Source organism: Actinoplanes sp. NPDC051411, assembly GCF_040682075.1.
Taxonomy (GTDB): Bacteria; Actinomycetota; Actinomycetes; order Mycobacteriales; family Micromonosporaceae; genus Actinoplanes.
Genome location: NZ_JBFBAD010000194.1, coordinates 1 through 15,749, shown reverse-complemented (window position 1 = coordinate 15,749; position 15,749 = coordinate 1). Strand labels below are relative to the sequence as shown.

The window sequence follows — 15,749 nt, the reverse complement described above, 5'->3', positions numbered from 1 at the left end:
CGGTCATCCGGCAGTTGCCGGGATCGCCTGGTCCTTCATCGAAGACAGCGCCTTGTCCTGCGCGGAGTTGAGCGCGTCGGTCAGCGTGCCGCTGCCGGCCGCCGCCTTCGCCATCGCGTCCTGCAGGGCCAGGTTGACCGTCTTCTGAGTCGGGCCCCAGGTGAAGCTGGTGTCGATGTTCTTCGACGAGTCCGCGAACACGTCGAAGATCTTCTGGTTGTTGTAGTACGGCACACCCTGCGACAGCGCGGGCAGCTGCAGACCGGCGGTGGCGGCCGGGTAGAGGCCGCCGAGCTTGTTCTCCAGCGCCAGCGCCGCCGGGTCGGAGTTCAGCCACTCGTTGAACTTGACCGACTCGTACAGGTGCTTGTCGCCCTTCATGAAGGCGACCGTCGACCCGCCCCAGTCACCCGAGGCCGGGTTGGTGCCCCAGGTCGGCATCGGTACGATCGTCCACTTGCCGGCCTGCTTCGGCAGGTTGTCGCGGAACATGCTGTAGCCCCAGGCGGCGCCGACGTAGGTGGCGACCTGGTCCTTCTGGTACGCGGCGTACATCGGGGGCGAGCTGTTGGCGAGGTCGGTGCGCACCAGCTTCTGATCGATCAGCTTCTGCCAGAAGTCGGCGACCTGCCTGCTCTTGTCCGACGCGACCGTGACATGCCACTGGTCACCCTCGTACCGGTACATCTGGGCGCTGTTCTGCCAGAGCAGACCGTTGAACCATTCGGCGTTGTTCGGGTCGAAGAACGTGATCGACAGGTTCTTGTCGGCCGCGTGCAGCTTCTGCGCCGCCGCCGCGTAGTCGTCCCAGGTCTTCGGCACGTCTACGTGGTACTTGGTGAACAGGTCGGTGCGCACGAACAGCGCCATCGGGCCGGTGTCCTGCGGGAACGCGAACACCCCGGTCTTGCCGAAGCTGCTCTGCGTCCACGTCCAGGGCACGAACTTCGACTCGGCCGCCTTCGCGTCGGCACAGGCCGAGGCGTCCACGAACGCGTCCTGCGTCCGCAGGTCGGGCAGCTCGTCGTAGCCGACCTGGGCCAGCTCCGGGGCGGTGCCCGCCTTCAGCGCGTTGCCGATCTGGCCGTACTGGTCGTTGGAGATGTTCTTGACTTGCACCTGGATGTTCGGGTTGTCCTTGTTCCAGAGCGCGACCACCTGGTCCATGCCCGGAACCGTGTTCCAGTACTGCAGCGTGACCGGCCCGCCGGCGGGCGCGCAGGCGGGCGCTTTGTCACTGCCGGCGCCGCCGGTCGTCTTGTCGTCCGACGAGCAGGCGGTCAGCGCGGCCACGCCGGCCACGACGGTGAACGCGACGCCCGCCAGCCGCAGGCGCTTCCTCGTGGTGCTCATGTGGTCCTTCCCGAGAACGGCGGACTCCTACCAAGCCGGCCGGTCGACGTTGACGCGTGGTTTCGGGATGCCTTAAGGATCGGTGGAGTTGGAGCACAACGCGGGGCGGTTCGCGCACCGGGCGCCGTGACGGCAGTTAGAACATCATATTTTCAAACCCCAGGCAACACCTGCGTAACCGAAGCTTGGAAGATCCGCCAAGTCGCACCCTGACCAGCAACACTGTGCGTCGCCACGCGGTCGCGGACCGCCCGGTTCCAGTACATGCCGGGGACCGCGCGTCACGCTGGCCCGCCGCAGCCCCGCTCGTCACGCTGATCGCCGCGGCCCGGACATCGCGGTGCCCGCCGCAGCCCGGGGTCGCTCTGCCCGCCGCAGCCCGGGTCGCTCTGCCCGCCGCAGCCCGGAGTCGCTCTGCCCGCCGCAGCCCGGGCGTGGCGGTCACCCCCGCAGGTCGGGCACTGCTGCCGTCGGCCTTCGGGGGGCGGCGCTCAGCTCGCGGCGGGTGGGAAGGTCACCGCGATCTCCAGGCCGCCGCCGGCCGTGCGCGGGGCGGCGGTCAGCGCGGCGCCGTGGGCGTCCGCGATCGCCCGCACGATCGCCAGCCCCAGGCCGTGACCATCCGCGTTGCCGATCCGTTCGCCACCGAGCTGCCGGAACGGTTCGAAAAGGCCATCGACCTCGGCGGCCGGCACGACGGGCCCGTCGTTGCCCACCGACAGCGTGTTCCCCCCGACCGCCACCTCGACCCGGCCCTCGGGGACGTTGTGCCGCAACGCGTTGTCGAGCAGGTTGGCGACCAGGCTGCCGACGAGGTTGGGATCACCGACCACCGGCGCGGCAGAGACCGTCGTGGTCAAGCGGATGCCGGCCGAGGCGGCGTCGTCCCGCCGGGCGTCGATCGCCTCGGACACCAGGGCGCCGAGATCGAACGGGAGCCGCCTCTCCACCCCCTGCTCGCTGCTGGCCAGCGTCAGCAGCGCGTCGATGAGCCGCTCCTGCCGGCGGCCCAGCGCGAGCACCTCGCCACAGGCGCGCCGCAACTGCTCCGGATCGGCGGCGGGGTCGGCCAGCGCCACCTGGAGCAGCGCCCGTTCGGCGGTCAGCGGGGTGCGCAGCTCGTGCGAGGCGTTCGCGACGAACCGCCGCTGCGACTCGAAGGCGGCTCCCAGGCGCGCGAACAGGTCGTCGAGGGTCTCGGCCAGTTCACCGTACTCATCCTTGCGGTCGGCGAGATCGAGCCGGCGGTCGAGGTTGGTGGCCGAGATCTCGCGGGCGGTCGCGGTGAGGGTGCGCAGCGGCCGCACGAACCGTCCGGCCACCCACCAGCCCACCAGCAACGACAGCACGGTCAGCACGCCCAGTGCGATGGCCCTGGAGGTGAACGAGCCGTTGGTCTCGATCTCCGTCTGGGCCTGCGGCGGGGGTGTCGATCCGGCCTGCGCCGTCGATCGCGCGCCGAAGAGCGGGATGGACGACAGCACCACGCCGGTCGCGAAGAACGGTATGGCGTACAGCAGTGTCAGCTGCACCCTCAGCCGGTGCCGCCGGAAGTTCATGGCCGCCCGATCCGGTAGCCGCCCTCACGGACGGTCTCGATCAGCGGCGGGTCGCCGAGCTTGGCGCGCAGGCGTCTCATCGTGGTCTTGACGGCCGTCGTGAACGGGTTGGCCGCTTCGTCCCAGACCCGCTCCAGCAGCTCCTCGGCCGAGACCGGACGGCCGGGGGAGGACAGCAGGCACTCGAGCACGGCGAACTCCTTCCGGCTGAGGTCGAGTCGCCGGCCGCCGCGGGTCGCCACCCGGTGGGCCGGATCGAGCCTCAGGTCGCCGTGCTCCAGCGTCGGCGGCAGGGCGGGAACCGATCGGCGGGCCAGGGCCCGCACCCGGGCCACCAGCTCGGCGAAGTCGAACGGCTTGGGCAGGTAGTCGTCGGCGCCCAGGCCGAGCCCCTCCACGCGCTGCTTGACCGTGCTCGCGGCGGTCAGCATCAGCACGCGGCTGCCCGAGGGGCCGGCCACGATCCGCCGGCACACCTCGTCTCCCGGCACGCCCGGGATATCGCGGTCGAGCACCACCACGTCATATCGCGTCATCTCCAGGTGAGCCAGCGCCTGGTGGCCGTCAAACACCACGTCAACAGCCATCCCCTCGTTGCGCAGGCCGGTGCCGATCGTCTGCCCCAGGATCTCGAAGTCCTCCACGACCAGCACTCGCATGCCCACACCTTGCCAGCTCGCCGGTGTCATCCGGGTGTCAGCCGATGGCACCGGGCTGACACCGCCGCCCGCGTAGAACATCCGGCGAAGCGACTTCAGGGAGAGGAAGCGACATGACTGAGGCGACCATAGAGGTCACAGGGGTGCACAAGCGATACGGTCCGGCCGTCGCCCTCGACGGCATGACGTTCACCGTGCGGCCGGGGCAGGTCACCGGGTTCGTGGGGCCCAACGGTGCCGGCAAGTCCACCACGATGCGGGTGATCCTCGGACTCGACGCGGCCGACGAGGGCCGGGCCCTGGTCGGCGGCCGGCCCTATCGCTCGCTGCGGCGGCCGCTGACCCGGCTGGGCTCGCTGCTCGACGCCGGCGCCCTTCAACCCAGCCGCACCGCGCGCAACCACCTGCTCTGGCTGGCCCACTCGCAGGGCATCCCGGTCCGCCGGGTCGACGAGACGCTGGAGCAGGTCGGCCTCACCGGCGTGGCCCGGCGCCGGGCCGGCGGCTATTCGCTCGGCATGCGGCAGCGGCTGGGGATCGCCGCCGCGCTCCTCGGTGAGCCGTCGGCGCTGATGCTCGACGAGCCCTTCAACGGGATGGATCCCGAGGGCATCGTCTGGATGCGTGGTTTCCTGCGGTCGCTCGCGACCGAGGGCCGGGCGGTGCTGGTGTCCAGCCACCTGATGGGCGAGATGCAGGACACCGCCGATCACGTGGTGGTGGTCGGCCGGGGCCGGGTCATCGCCGACACCAACGTGGCGGAGCTGCTGGCCGGCGCCGCCGGCGACCGCATCACGCTACGCACCGACGCGGTCGAGGTGGCCGACGTGCTCCACGGCGAAGGCGGGGTGGTGACCAGGACCGGGCCTGATGCGTGGTCGGTCACCGGGCTGTCGCCCCAGCGGGTGATCGCGGCGCTCGCCGCGGCCGGGGTCCCGTTCTCCGAGGTCGCCGCGCATCGTCCGACCCTGGAAGAGGCCTATCTCGAGCTCACCCGCAACGCAGTCGACTACCGGGCTCCCGGAGGTGCGCGATGATCACGGAGTTCGGGCGGCAGGTCCGAGCCGAGTGGACCAAGCTGCGCACCGTGCCGGGCTGGGTGCTCGCCCTGCTCGTCGCCGCCGTCGCCATCATCGGGCTCGGCCTTGCGCCGGGCAGGTCGGGCGGTTGCGGCACACATGGGCCGGGTTCGGAGTGCAAGCCACCGACCGGACCGGGAGGCGAGGTGGTCAGCGACCACCTCTATCTCGTCGCGCAGCCGCTGGCCGGCGACGGTTCGATCACCGTGCGGGTGGCCACGCTGACCGGCGCGATCGCGGGCGAGCAGGGCGAGCGCCCGGGTCTCGTGCCGTGGGCCAAGGCCGGCCTGATCATCAAGGCGGGCACCACCCCCGGTTCGGCCTATGCGGCGGTCATGCTCACCGGGTCCCACGGCGTACGGATGCAGTCCGACTTCACCGGCGATATCGCCGGGCCGGCCGGCTCCGCGTCGCGCTGGCTCCGGCTCACCCGCAACGGTGACCGGGTGACCGGCGCGTCCTCCGCCGACGGCACCACGTGGACCACCATCGGAACCGTCCGGATGTCCGGCCTGCCGGCGACCGCGCAGGCGGGGTTGTTCGCCGCCTCGCCCGACTACACGGCGACGGCCAGCGGCCCCCTCGGCATGAGCGGCGTGGAGAGCGGCCCGGCGCAGGCCACGGCGACGTTCGACCACCTCGCGCGGCAGGGGACCTGGACGGCCTCGGAGTGGACCGGCACGCGGATCGGCGGCCCGGGCAACGGAGGCCCGTTCGAGCCTCAGGACTATCAGCACAACGGTGACACCTTCACCGTCAGCGGTTCGGGCGACATCGCGCCCCTGGTCACCGGCGGGGCCGGCCTGGGGGTGTCGATCACGCAGACGCTGATCGGCACGTTCCTCGGGCTGGTCGCGATCGTGGTCCTCGGCGCCCTCTACGTCACGGCGGAATATCGGCGCGGGCTGATCCGGACCACGCTGGCCGCCCGGCCCCGCCGGGGCCTGATCCTCGCCGCGAAGGCCACGGTCGTCGGCGCGGTGTCGTTCGCGGTCGGCGTGGTCACCGCGGCTGTCGTGCTGGCGTTCGGCGTGCGGGTGTTGCGCACGCACGGCGTCTACGTCCTTCCCGCGGACGCGGGCATCGAGTTGCGCCTCGTCCTGGGCACCGGTCTGCTGCTCGCGCTGGCGGCGATTCTCGCGCTGGCGGTCGGCACCGTGGTCCGGCGCAGTTCGGCGGCGGTGGCGGGTGTCATCGTGCTGGTGGTGTTGCCCTACCTGCTGGCCGTCTCGGCGCTGCCACTCGGAGCCGCTCAGTGGGTGCTGCGGTTCAGTCCGGCCGCCGCGTTCGCGATCCAGCAGAGCGCCACCCAGTGGCCCCAGGTCGACAACGTGTACGCGCCGTCGGAAGGATACTTCCCGCTCTCGCCGGCGGCCGGCCTCGGAGTGCTCGTCGCGTGGACGGCCGTCGCACTGGGCCTCGCGACCGTTCTGCTGCGCCGGAGAGACACGTGAGTGCGATGCGGTCGGAGTGGACGAAGCTGAGCACCTCGCCCGGCACGATCTGGCTGCTGCTCGGGATCGTCGCGCTGACCGCCGGGCTGAGCGCCGCGTCGGCCGCCACCGCCGGATGCCCGGCCGGGGACGGCTGCGTGCTCGACCCGGCCCGCACCGGCCTGATCGGGGTACAGCTCGGCCAGGCCGTCGCGGTCGTGCTGGGCGCCCTGATGCTGGGCGGCGAATACGGCACCGGCATGATCGCGGTGAGCCTGGCCGCGACTCCCCGCCGCACGTCTCTGTTGCTGGCCAAGGCGGCCAACCTGGTGGCGCTGGTGTCGGTCTCGGGCGCTCTGGGCGTGCTGGGCAGCTACCTCCTCGGGCGGCTGCTGCTACCCGGTCGCGGTTACCACCTGGGGGCGCTGACCGAGCCGGCGACGCTGCGCGCGGTCGGCGGCTCCGTCCTCTACCTCGTCCTGGTCTCGCTGCTCGGCCTGGGCCTCGCCGCGGCGGTCCGCGAGCCGGCCGCGGCGATCGGGATCGCGCTGGGCCTGCTGTACGTGTTTCCGCTCATCACCTCGGTGGTGAGCGACAAGCACTGGAAGCGCCACCTGGAGCAGATCCAGCCGATGGGCGCCGGCCTCAACATCCAGGCGACGGTCAACCTGCACGGCCTGGTGCTGAGTCCGTGGGCCGGCCTCGGGGTCCTGGCCGCGTGGGCGTTCGGCGCACTGCTCGCGGGCTGGCTGCTGCTGATCGGGCGCGACGCATGACCGCGGCGCCGAGAGGAACGCCAGCCCGCGGGCAGAAGCAGCACCGAGGGCCGCTGCGGCGAGACGGGCATCAGTCTGCGGCCAGGAGCAGCACCGACGGCCCCAGCGGCGAGACCGGCATCAGTCTGCAGCCGGGAGCAGCACCGAGGGCCCCAGCGGCGAGATGGCCGTCAGTCCGCGGCCAGGAGGAGGGCCGAGGGGCGGGGCGAGAAGGCGTTGTCGAGGACCAGTGTGGCGGCGCCGACCGCGGCCACGTCGACCGGGATCGCGGACTCGGCCAAGCGGACCGGGTGGGGCAGGACCAGGGCCGGGTCGTTCTGCACGGCCTCGGGGAGGGCGGCCAGGATCGTCGCGGCGATCGGCGGCCAGAACGGGCCGCCGAAGATGACCCGGTCGATGTCGAGCAGGTTGACGACGACGACTATCGCGCGGGCCAGGGCGCGGGCGGCGTCGGTCAGGATGGCGGTCGCGGCCGGGTCGCCGGTGTTCGCCAGGTGGGCGAGGCGGCGGAACGCGCCTTCCACGGCATCGGTGTCGTCGAGGTCGACGGCTTCGAGGACGCCGTCGGAGACCGCGCGGTCCACGAGCGTACGGGGAACGGTGATGAAGCCGACGCATCCGCGCCGGCCGCAAGGGCAGACGGCGCCCGTCGGATCGACGGTGATGTGGCCGGCGTCGCCGGCATTGGAGGTGACGCCGCGGACGACCTCGCCGGAGACCGACAGGCCGGTGCCGAGGCCGGTGCCGTAATACATGAACGCGAAGTCGCGGCTGGCGCCCGGGTCGGCATACCAGAGTTCGGCGACGACCGCGGCGGTCGCGTCCTTCTCGAGCAGGACCGGGAGGCCGGTCGCCTCGGCGAGGGCGCGGCGCAGGGGTACGCGCTGCCAGTTCGGCATCATCGGCGGGTTGAGCACGATGCCGTCGGAGGTGTTGACCGGGCCCGGCGACGCGATCCCGATGCCGAGGATGCGGGACCGGTCGACGGCCGAGCTGACGATCAGGGCCTCGATGGCATTCGCCATCTCGTCGATGACGAGGCCGGGGTCGCCGACCGCCGGCGTTCCGGTACGCGAGTGGTCGCGCACGGTCCCGGACAGGTCGACCATCACGTAGGTGACCGCCGCCGGGTCGATGTGCACGCCGATGGCGAAGCCGCCGCCCGGGTTGAGCTTGACGACGGCGGCCGGCTTCCCGGGACCACCGGCGCGGCGCCCCTGCTCGTCGACCAGCCCGGCGTCGAGCAGCCGCCGGCAGACGTTGGTGACGGTCATGTTGCTGAGCGCGGTGAGCGCGGCCAGCTCCGACCGGGTGATCCCCTCGGGGCGCCGCCGGATCGCGTCAAGGACGACCGTCTGGTTGTATTCACCGACTGCGGGAAGGTTCGTCCCCGTTCTGTCCAACTGACCCCTCCACGCGACCCGATTCGCCACAGCGTAGCTCCGAGCGGCGCCGCCTCGGCCCACCACGGCCGCCACGCGGCCCGGCTGCGGCACGCCGCCGAGCAACCACAGCCACCCAGCGACGACGCCCCGGCGCTGGGACGGCATCAGGCCCGACGGCACGCTCGAGGACCCGGGCATGAACTCGTTCAACGACTACGGACTCGGCCCGGTCGGCGACTGGCTCTGCCGCACGGTCGGCGGGCTCGCGCCGGCCACACCCGGCTACCGCCAGCTGCGGATCGCCCCGAACCCCGACGGCGTCGCTCCTCACCGCGTACGGGGTGAGCGGCTCCGCCGGGCGCCGGACCGCCACGACGCAGACCCCGAAGGTGCACGACGCTGACCCTGAAAGTGACGGTCCCGCCGAACGCGACCGCGAGCGTACGGATCCCGGCGTCGGCGGCGGCGACGGTGACCGCGCCTCCCGAGGCCGTGCCGCGGGTTTCTCCGACGGCGCTGCCGTCCACGCGATCGGCTCCGGCACCTACACGTTTCAGGCCGGCTAAGCGGAAGAGGCCGGAACAGGAGGCGGCCGACCGCCCGGGGAGATCACGTTCGCACGGATCTCAACCTCGGGCGGTCGGCCGCCACCACGCCCGGCCTCCCCCTCGCCAGTGGCCGGGCCGATCGATCAGAGCGGGCGGATGTTCTCCGCCTGGAGCCCCTTGGCGCCCTGCGTGACCTCGAACTCGACCCGCTGGTTCTCCTCGAGGCTGCGGAAGCCCGAGGCTGCGATCGCGGAATAGTGGGCGAACACGTCGGCGCCGCCACCGTCCTGCGTGATGAAGCCGAAGCCCTTGTCGCCGTTGAACCACTTCACGGTTCCGGTAACCATGATTTCTCCTTGCCGACCTGGCGGAGCCACACCGTGTGGCTCCTCACGTCGCCGTATTGATCGCCTCGGAGAATCCCCGAACACCGACGAAGACAAAACGCCTGACGGGCCGAGATGCCCATCAGGCGTTGAGAACGTCTAAGGAATCAAAACTGCAACGCGGCAACGGTAGCACGGGCCGCCGGTTTTCAGCGGGCTCGAGAAGCCCTCAGCGGTTCGCCGACCTCGTGCAGGTGACGCAGCGCCTGACGGTACGACTCGATGAGTCCGGCCTGCGCGTACGGCACCCCGATCTCGTTGCAGTACGCCTCGACGACCGGCTTCGCGCGCCGCAGACTCGGGCTCGGCATGCCCGGGAACAGGTGGTGCTCGATCTGGTAGTTCAGGCCGCCGAGCGCGACGTCGATCATGCGGCCGCCGCGGACGTTGCGGGAGGTCACCACCTGCTTGCGCAGGTAGTCCTCGTTGCCGGTCGGATGCGGCATCCCCTTGTGGTTGGGTGCGAAGGTGAGGCCCAGGTAGACGCCGAACAGGGCCTGGTGCACCAGGATGAACGCGACCGCCTGCAGCGGCGACAGCACCAGGAACAGGGCCGAGAAATAGACGACGAAATGCACGGCCAGCAGCGTGGCCTCGAGCCGGCGGCGCTTGACGACCCCGTTGCGCAGCGCCTTGACGCTGGACACCTTCAGGTCGATGCCGAGCAGGGTCAGCAGCGGGAAGAACAGCCCGGCCTGGTGCCGCGTGACGAAGCCTTTCAGGCCCCGCCGCCCGAGCGCCGACTCGGTCGCCCAGATCAGCACCTCGGGCGCGACGTCCGGGTCGAGGTCGTCGTGGTTCGGGTTGTTGTGGTGGCGGGTGTGCTTGTCCATCCACCAGCCGTAGCTCATGCCGATGCCGAGGTTCCCGGCCACCATGCCCGCGATCTCGCTGGGCCGCTTGGTGCGGAACACCTGCCGGTGGGCCAGGTCGTGGGCGACGAGCGCCAGCTGGGCGAACGCGACGGCCATGAGAACCGCGACGGCGAGCGTCCACCAGGACGACCCGATGAGGAAGAAGGCGGTCCATCCCGCCACGACGAGCAGGCCCACCGCGGCCAGGCGCAGCGCGTAGTAGGCCGGTCGGCGCCTCATCAGGCCGAGTGCGTTGATTCGCCGGTTCAGTTCCGCGAAATCGCTCCCGGCGACCGCGGTACGTTCGGCTGTCGTTGCCGTCATGTCGTCCATTGTTCGTTTTCCGGGCCGGGGAATCAGGAGTGCGAGACCCCACCCGGCTTGGGGTGCCAGCACCCTTGTGCCCGTTTTGAGCCGCCGGCCGTGGCGCGCGATGATGGACCCATGACGCCGGGGCATTGGTTACGCACCGGTCTGCGCGCGACCACGTACAGCCTGTTCGCGGCCGGCCTCGCGCTCCTCAACGTGCCGGTGCTCGCGCTGTGGCTGGCCGGGCTGGTGCTCTGCCCGCTTCCGGTGCTCGGCACCGACCTGCTCGCGGTGACCACCACCGTCGTCCGCTGGCGTGCCGACGTCGAGCGGCGCCTGGCGGCCCGGGTCGGCGTCCCGATCCCACGGCCTTACCTTCCCGCGCCCGATCGGGCCGAGATGGGCAGCCGCCGCTGGCTGCGCTGGATCATCACCGACCCCGCCACCTGGCGGGACATGGCCTGGTTGCTGCCGGGGGCGGTGATCGGGGCGGCGCTCGGGCTGATCGCCCTCGCGGTCACGGTGTACGGCGTGATCGGCACCGGCCTGCTGCCGCTCTGGCTCTACCTGGGCGACGTGTGGTTCGGCTACGGCCTCATCTGGCCGACCAGCGACCTGGGCGAGGCGTGGCTGGCGCTGCCGCAGGGGCTGGTGATCCTCGCGGTCGGCCTGACCGTCGCGCCCCAGCTGCGGGCGGTCGACGTCCGGTTCGCCCGGCTGCTGCTCGCACCGACCGCGGCGGCCGACCTGCGGCTGCGGGTCGCCCACCTGACCGTGACCCGGGCCGACGCGATCGACGCGCAGGCGGCCGAGCTGCGCCGCATCGAACGTGACCTGCACGACGGCGCGCAGGCCCGGATGGTCTCGGTCGGCATGACGATCGGGCTCGCCGAGCGGCTGGTGCGGCGCGATCCGGCGGCCGCGCTCAAGCTGCTCGCCGAGGCGCGGGCGTCGAGCACCGCCGCCCTGGTCGACCTGCGGCACCTGGTGCGGGGCATCCACCCGCCGGTGCTCGCCGAGCGGGGCCTCGAGGGGGCCGTCCGGGCGCTCGCGCTGAGCCTGCCCGTACGCGCCAAGGTGACCTCCGACCTGCCCGGGCGGCTGGACACCCCGGTCGAGTCGGCGGTCTATTTCGCGGTCGCCGAGGCGCTCGCCAACATGGGCCGGCACAGCCATGCCCGCTCGGCCTGGGTGACGATCCACCACACCGAGGGCGTACTCCTCGTCGAGGTCGGTGACGACGGGGTCGGTGGCGCCGACGCAGGGCGGGGCACCGGCCTCGACGGCATCAAGCGCCGGCTGGACGCATTCGATGGGACCATGGCGCTGTCCTCGCCGCCGGGCGGCCCGACCGTTGTGACGATGGAGTTGCCGTGCGCGTTGTCATCGCCGAAGACCTGACACTGCTCCGCGACGGTCTCACCCGGCTGCTCGAGGCGTTCGGCTTCGAGGTCGTCGAGGCGGTCGACAACGGGCCCGCGCTGCTGCCGGCCCTGCTCGGCCACCGGCCCGACGTGGCCATCATCGACGTCCGGCTGCCGCCGACGCAGACCGACGAGGGCCTGAAGGCGGCGATCGCGGCCCGTGCGGCGATACCCGGGCTGCCGGTGCTGGTGCTGTCCCAGCACGTCGAGCCGCTGTACGCCCACGAGCTGCTCACCGACAGCGCCGGCGGGGTCGGCTACCTGCTCAAGGAGCGGGTCTCCGACGTGGAGGAGTTCGTGCAGGCGGTCGAGCGGGTGGCGGCCGGCGGCACCGCGTTCGACCCCGAGGTGGTGACCAAGCTGCTCGCCCGCCGCGAACCGCTGGCCGTGCTCTCCCCGCGCGAGCGGGACGTGCTCGGCTGCATCGCCGAGGGCCGGTCCAACGCGGCCATCGCGTCGCGACTCTTCATCACCGAGAAGGTCGTCAGCAAGTACATCAACAACATCTTCAGCAAACTCGGGATGCCCCCGTCGGAGGACGACAACCGCCGGGTGCTCGCGGTCCTGATGTACCTGGACGGCTGAGCCGTGGGAGCGCGTACGGTGGTTCCTGTTCGACCGACGTTAGGAGCACAGTGCCGCTGACCCCAGCCGACATCCACAACATGGAGTTCGGGAAGGCCACGCTCGGTAAGCGCGGCTACGACGAGGAGCAGGTCGACTCGCTCCTCGACGAGGTCTCCATGGAGATGATCAATCTGCTGGAGGAGAACGCCGACCTGCTGAGCCGGGCCGGCGCTCCCGCCGCCGTGCGCCACGACAACGGTCCCGCCGAGGCCGAGCTTCAGGCCCTCGCGGCCGAGCTCGACCGCGCCCGCCAGGCGTGCGACCAGGCCCAGCGGCGGGCCGACGCCCTCCAGCACGAGCTGCACCGGGCCCGGACGGCGCCGGCCCCGCCCGCGATCGTTCCGCCGGAGAGCGCGGGGCGGGTCCTGGCGATGGCCCAGCACACGGCCGACCAGCACATGTCCGACGCCCAGCGGGAGTCGGAAGACCTGCTCACCAAGGCCCGGGAGCGGTCGGGGCGGCTGGTCCGCGAGGCGCGCGAGAAGGCGGGCGACATCGAACGGGACGCTCACCGCCGCCACCAGGAGGCCGCGGCCGAACTGGAGGCGCGGCACGCCGGCGCGCTGCGCGACATCGGCGAGATGAGCACGTTCGCCAAGGACTACCACGCCGCCCTGCAGGATCACATCGTCCGGCAGCAGCAGCACCTCGGCGACACGCCCCCGGCCTGACGGACGGCCTCTGACGGAACAGCCCCTGACGACCGGTCACCGGGGCGTACGCCCGCTGCGGGACTCGATCGCCTTGATCGTGTTCCGCAGTGCCTTGTGCAGGCCGCTCTTGGCGATGCTGCCGAGCAGCAGGCCCACCATCCGGCCCTTGACGTTGCGACCCTCACGCACCACGACGACGTCGATCACGGTCGTGCCGTCCGGCCGCGGGGTCAGCGCATACACGTGCCCCGACTCGCCGCCCCACAGGTTGGAGTCGGTCGTCGTCATGACCACCCGGCGCGGGTCGGACCAGTCGTAGTGCAGCCGCTCCCAGACGCCGCCCGCGCCCGCGCAACCCCCTGGTCGATCACCCGGGACACCGCCTAAGCTCCTGAGCGCGATGGATGAGCTGGACCGGATCGCCGCCGACGTCCTCGGCATCACCCTGCGGCCCGCGCAACGCCGGGCCCTCACCGCGCTGACCACGACCGGCGACACCCTCGCGGTGCTGCCGACCGGCAGCGGGAAGACCGCGATCTACGAGGTCGGCGGGTTCGCGCTCGGCGGCCTGACCGTCGTGGTGTCGCCGCTGATCGCCCTGCAGCGCGACCAGTTGCGGGCGATGAGCGCGCGCGGGTCGGTGCGGGCGGTCATGCTCAACTCGTCGCAGCACCACGCCGACCGGGTGTCGTCGCTCGAAGCGCTCGGCCGGGGCGAGGTCGACTTCGTGATGCTCGGGCCGGAGCAGCTGGCCAACGCGGAGACGCTGGCCGCGATCCAGGGCAGCCCGCGCCGCGTCACGCTGGTCGCGGTCGACGAGGCGCACCTGGTCAGCGAGTGGGGCCACGACTTCCGGCCGGAATATCTGCGCCTGGCCGACGTCGTCGAGGCGGCCGGGCGCCCGCCGGTGCTGGCGCTGACCGCGACCGCCGCTCCCCCGGTGCAGGCCGACATCACCCGCCAGCTGCGGATGCGCGACCCGCAAGTCATCGTCGCCGACTTCGACCGGCCCAACATCTCGCTCGCGGTGCGCCGGGCCCGGCACGACCTGCCGGAGGACCGGGCGATCGACGACCGTACGGTCGAGGTCGTCCTCGCCCACGACGGCCCGACCCTGGTCTACGCGCTGAGCCACGCCCGCTGCGAGAGCCTGGCCTCGCGCCTGCGGCTCGACGCGTACCGGGCCGAGCCCTACCACGCCGGCCTGCCGGCGGCCCGGCGCAGCGAGGTGCAGGACGCGTTCTTCGCCGGGAAGCTCGACGCGGTGGTGGCGACCAGCGCGTTCGGCATGGGCATCGACAAGCCCGACGTGCGCACGGTGGTGCATGCGGGCGTGCCGGGCAGCCTCGACGAGTACTACCAGGAGATCGGCCGGGCCGGGCGCGACGGCGGGCCGGCGAGCGCGGTGCTGGTCTACGACCCACGCACGGTGCGCATCCCGCGGCTGCTCGCGGCCCGCTCGAAGATGGGCGCCGCGCCGGTGCACTCGGTGATCGACGCGATCGAGGCGGCCAGCGGGCGCATCACGGTCAAGGAGCTGGCCGAGGTGAGCCAGGTCAGCCGGGCCTCGGTGTCCCGGGTCGTCGACGAACTGCTCGAACTCGGCCTGATCAGGCCGGACGGCAACGACGCGATCCTGGCCGCTCCGATGGGCGACGCGTTCCGCCAGGTGACGGCGGCCGGCAACCGGCGGCAGGCGATCCTGCGGTCCCGGATCGAGGCGGCCCGCGGGTACGCCGAGACCGTCCACTGCCGGCGGGCCGAGCTGCTGGGCTACTTCGGCGAGCAGTACGACCCGCCGTGCGGCGCCTGCGACAACGACGAGCACGCGGCCGCCGGCCCGCCCACCTTCGCCGACCGGCCGCCGGTGTCGGGGCTCCGGGTGACGCACCGGCTGTGGGGTCCGGGCACCCTGCTCAGCCGGGACGACCACGAGCTGGTGATCGCGTTCGACTCGGTCGGCTACCGCCACCTGACCGCGGCCTCGCTGACCAACGGTCTGCTCACGCCCGACACCACAGTCGGGTAGCTGTCAGACCTGCTCCGGTGACGCCTCGGTGACTCAGCGGGTGTGAGCCTGGGCGGTGTCGGTAAGCGAAGGAGCATGGCGATGAGCAACAACTTCGATCCCAACATCCCGTCGACCGGACCGGGCACTCCCTCCATCGAGGGCCAGTTCACCACCGTCAAGATCGCTGAGCAGCCCGCGCTCGGCAAGTCCAACCTCGTGATCAACGGCGGCCGGCCGTTCGACATCGAGATCGCCTGGAACTTCAAGGGCAACCTGACGCCGCTGTGGCTGACCGCGCTCTCGGTGGACACCAAGGAATGGGTCGTCACCGCGTACGCCAACCCGCGGGGGCCGGGCAACGGCCTGACCCTGGGCAGCGTCAACGTCCCGATCGGCGGGCCGCCGTTCGGCGACCCCGAGGCCTACACGGCCAAGCTCACGGTGCCGGCGAACACGCTGCCGGAGGAGGACCCCGGCAACCCGAACAACTCGGGCGTCTACCAGCTCACCGTGACCGTGTTCCTCGACTCGGACCTCGGGCCGGTCGGGTTCGACATGATGGGCGTCGCCGACTTCCCGCTGGTCAAGGTGGAAAATCCGGACATGGGTTTGTCAACGACAGCTTTCTCACCGGTCACTGCTGCACCATACCGACAGCTCCGAGGCGCTCAGCCGGGTACAGTGCCGCCCATG

The 15,749-nt window shown here is 71.8% G+C and carries 16 protein-coding genes; 9 read left to right on the top strand and 7 right to left on the bottom strand.

The window, feature by feature from the left end:
• Positions 1 to 3: 3 nt before the first annotated feature.
• The 3 genes from AB0M88_RS49830 to AB0M88_RS49820 form a co-directional block, all read right to left on the bottom strand.
• On the bottom strand, positions 4 to 1,353 hold the full coding sequence (locus tag AB0M88_RS49830) for an extracellular solute-binding protein (protein ID WP_364114748.1): 1,350 nt from the start codon (positions 1,351 to 1,353) through the stop codon (positions 4 to 6).
• 491 nt (positions 1,354 to 1,844) lie between these two features.
• Positions 1,845 to 2,912 carry a HAMP domain-containing sensor histidine kinase gene (locus AB0M88_RS49825; protein WP_364114746.1) on the bottom strand — a complete coding sequence of 356 codons (1,068 nt, stop codon included), beginning with the start codon at positions 2,910 to 2,912 and terminating at the stop codon, positions 1,845 to 1,847.
• The gene (locus AB0M88_RS49820) at positions 2,909 to 3,571 is read right to left on the bottom strand and encodes a response regulator transcription factor (RefSeq protein ID WP_364114744.1); all 663 of its coding nucleotides are present in this window, start codon (positions 3,569 to 3,571) and stop codon (positions 2,909 to 2,911) included. Before AB0M88_RS49820 ends, AB0M88_RS49825 begins: the two co-directional genes overlap by 4 nt.
• A 113-nt stretch (positions 3,572 to 3,684) precedes the next feature.
• Between AB0M88_RS49820 and AB0M88_RS49815 the strand changes: the two genes are divergently transcribed.
• From AB0M88_RS49815 to AB0M88_RS49805, 3 genes are read left to right on the top strand one after another with little or no spacing between them, the layout of a single operon-like run.
• A complete protein-coding gene (locus tag AB0M88_RS49815; protein WP_364114742.1) occupies positions 3,685 to 4,608 on the top strand; it encodes an ATP-binding cassette domain-containing protein in 924 nt (307 codons plus the stop codon).
• The gene (locus tag AB0M88_RS49810) at positions 4,605 to 6,104 is read left to right on the top strand and encodes an ABC transporter permease subunit (protein WP_364114740.1); all 1,500 of its coding nucleotides are present in this window, start codon (positions 4,605 to 4,607) and stop codon (positions 6,102 to 6,104) included. The genes AB0M88_RS49815 and AB0M88_RS49810 overlap by 4 nt, the downstream gene beginning before the upstream one ends.
• 5 nt (positions 6,105 to 6,109) lie before the next feature.
• Positions 6,110 to 6,859, top strand: coding sequence for an ABC transporter permease subunit (locus AB0M88_RS49805; RefSeq protein ID WP_364114750.1), 750 nt, complete (start codon positions 6,110 to 6,112; stop codon positions 6,857 to 6,859).
• Between the two features lie 170 nt (positions 6,860 to 7,029).
• Here the strand turns inward: AB0M88_RS49805 and AB0M88_RS49800 are convergent, their stop codons facing one another.
• Positions 7,030 to 8,262 (bottom strand): ROK family transcriptional regulator, encoded by a 1,233-nt coding sequence (locus AB0M88_RS49800; protein WP_364114739.1) that lies wholly within the window; start codon positions 8,260 to 8,262, stop codon positions 7,030 to 7,032.
• A gap of 178 nt (positions 8,263 to 8,440) precedes the next feature.
• Between AB0M88_RS49800 and AB0M88_RS49795 the strand changes: the two genes are divergently transcribed.
• Complete coding sequence (locus AB0M88_RS49795) at positions 8,441 to 8,647, top strand: hypothetical protein (protein ID WP_364114738.1); 207 nt, start codon at positions 8,441 to 8,443, stop codon at positions 8,645 to 8,647.
• A 288-nt stretch (positions 8,648 to 8,935) separates the two neighbouring features.
• Here the strand turns inward: AB0M88_RS49795 and AB0M88_RS49790 are convergent, their stop codons facing one another.
• A complete protein-coding gene (locus AB0M88_RS49790; RefSeq protein ID WP_364114737.1) occupies positions 8,936 to 9,139 on the bottom strand; it encodes a cold-shock protein in 204 nt (67 codons plus the stop codon).
• A gap of 188 nt (positions 9,140 to 9,327) precedes the next feature.
• Positions 9,328 to 10,356: an acyl-CoA desaturase gene (locus tag AB0M88_RS49785; protein WP_364114735.1), complete on the bottom strand. Its 1,029-nt coding sequence runs from the start codon at positions 10,354 to 10,356 to the stop codon at positions 9,328 to 9,330.
• Positions 10,357 to 10,476: 120 nt separating this feature from the next.
• Here AB0M88_RS49785 and AB0M88_RS49780 point away from each other — a divergent pair, with 120 nt between their 5' ends.
• From AB0M88_RS49780 to AB0M88_RS49770, 3 genes are read left to right on the top strand one after another with little or no spacing between them, the layout of a single operon-like run.
• Positions 10,477 to 11,742: a sensor domain-containing protein gene (locus AB0M88_RS49780; protein WP_364114733.1), complete on the top strand. Its 1,266-nt coding sequence runs from the start codon at positions 10,477 to 10,479 to the stop codon at positions 11,740 to 11,742.
• On the top strand, positions 11,715 to 12,350 hold the full coding sequence (locus AB0M88_RS49775; protein ID WP_364114731.1) for a response regulator transcription factor: 636 nt from the start codon (positions 11,715 to 11,717) through the stop codon (positions 12,348 to 12,350). Before AB0M88_RS49780 ends, AB0M88_RS49775 begins: the two co-directional genes overlap by 28 nt.
• Before the next feature lie 50 nt (positions 12,351 to 12,400).
• Positions 12,401 to 13,063, top strand: coding sequence for a DivIVA domain-containing protein (locus AB0M88_RS49770; RefSeq protein ID WP_364114729.1), 663 nt, complete (start codon positions 12,401 to 12,403; stop codon positions 13,061 to 13,063).
• Positions 13,064 to 13,099: 36 nt separating this feature from the next.
• Here AB0M88_RS49770 and AB0M88_RS49765 read toward each other — a convergent pair whose 3' ends face one another.
• Positions 13,100 to 13,333, bottom strand: a complete 234-nt coding sequence (locus tag AB0M88_RS49765; protein WP_364114727.1) for a hypothetical protein — start codon at positions 13,331 to 13,333, stop codon at positions 13,100 to 13,102.
• Between the two features lie 112 nt (positions 13,334 to 13,445).
• Here AB0M88_RS49765 and AB0M88_RS49760 point away from each other — a divergent pair, with 112 nt between their 5' ends.
• Together AB0M88_RS49760 and AB0M88_RS49755 are read left to right on the top strand one after the other, a co-directional pair.
• On the top strand, positions 13,446 to 15,074 hold the full coding sequence (locus AB0M88_RS49760; RefSeq protein WP_364114725.1) for a RecQ family ATP-dependent DNA helicase: 1,629 nt from the start codon (positions 13,446 to 13,448) through the stop codon (positions 15,072 to 15,074).
• 81 nt (positions 15,075 to 15,155) lie between these two features.
• Positions 15,156 to 15,749, top strand: a 594-nt coding sequence (locus AB0M88_RS49755; RefSeq protein WP_364114723.1) for a hypothetical protein, incomplete at its 3' end; no start/stop codon positions are given.

Coding starts and splice junctions, on each gene's coding strand:
- AB0M88_RS49815 (WP_364114742.1), top strand. CDS start 3,685: ATGACTGAGGCGACCATAGAGGTCACAGGGGTGCACAAGCGATACGGT.
- AB0M88_RS49790 (WP_364114737.1), bottom strand. CDS start 9,139: ATGGTTACCGGAACCGTGAAGTGGTTCAACGGCGACAAGGGCTTCGGC.
- AB0M88_RS49810 (WP_364114740.1), top strand. CDS start 4,605: ATGATCACGGAGTTCGGGCGGCAGGTCCGAGCCGAGTGGACCAAGCTG.
- AB0M88_RS49820 (WP_364114744.1), bottom strand. CDS start 3,571: ATGCGAGTGCTGGTCGTGGAGGACTTCGAGATCCTGGGGCAGACGATC.
- AB0M88_RS49805 (WP_364114750.1), top strand. CDS start 6,110: ATGCGGTCGGAGTGGACGAAGCTGAGCACCTCGCCCGGCACGATCTGG.
- AB0M88_RS49765 (WP_364114727.1), bottom strand. CDS start 13,333: ATGACGACGACCGACTCCAACCTGTGGGGCGGCGAGTCGGGGCACGTG.
- AB0M88_RS49795 (WP_364114738.1), top strand. CDS start 8,441: ATGAACTCGTTCAACGACTACGGACTCGGCCCGGTCGGCGACTGGCTC.
- AB0M88_RS49780 (WP_364114733.1), top strand. CDS start 10,477: ATGACGCCGGGGCATTGGTTACGCACCGGTCTGCGCGCGACCACGTAC.
- AB0M88_RS49830 (WP_364114748.1), bottom strand. CDS start 1,353: ATGAGCACCACGAGGAAGCGCCTGCGGCTGGCGGGCGTCGCGTTCACC.
- AB0M88_RS49785 (WP_364114735.1), bottom strand. CDS start 10,356: ATGACGGCAACGACAGCCGAACGTACCGCGGTCGCCGGGAGCGATTTC.
- AB0M88_RS49825 (WP_364114746.1), bottom strand. CDS start 2,912: ATGAACTTCCGGCGGCACCGGCTGAGGGTGCAGCTGACACTGCTGTAC.
- AB0M88_RS49760 (WP_364114725.1), top strand. CDS start 13,446: ATGGATGAGCTGGACCGGATCGCCGCCGACGTCCTCGGCATCACCCTG.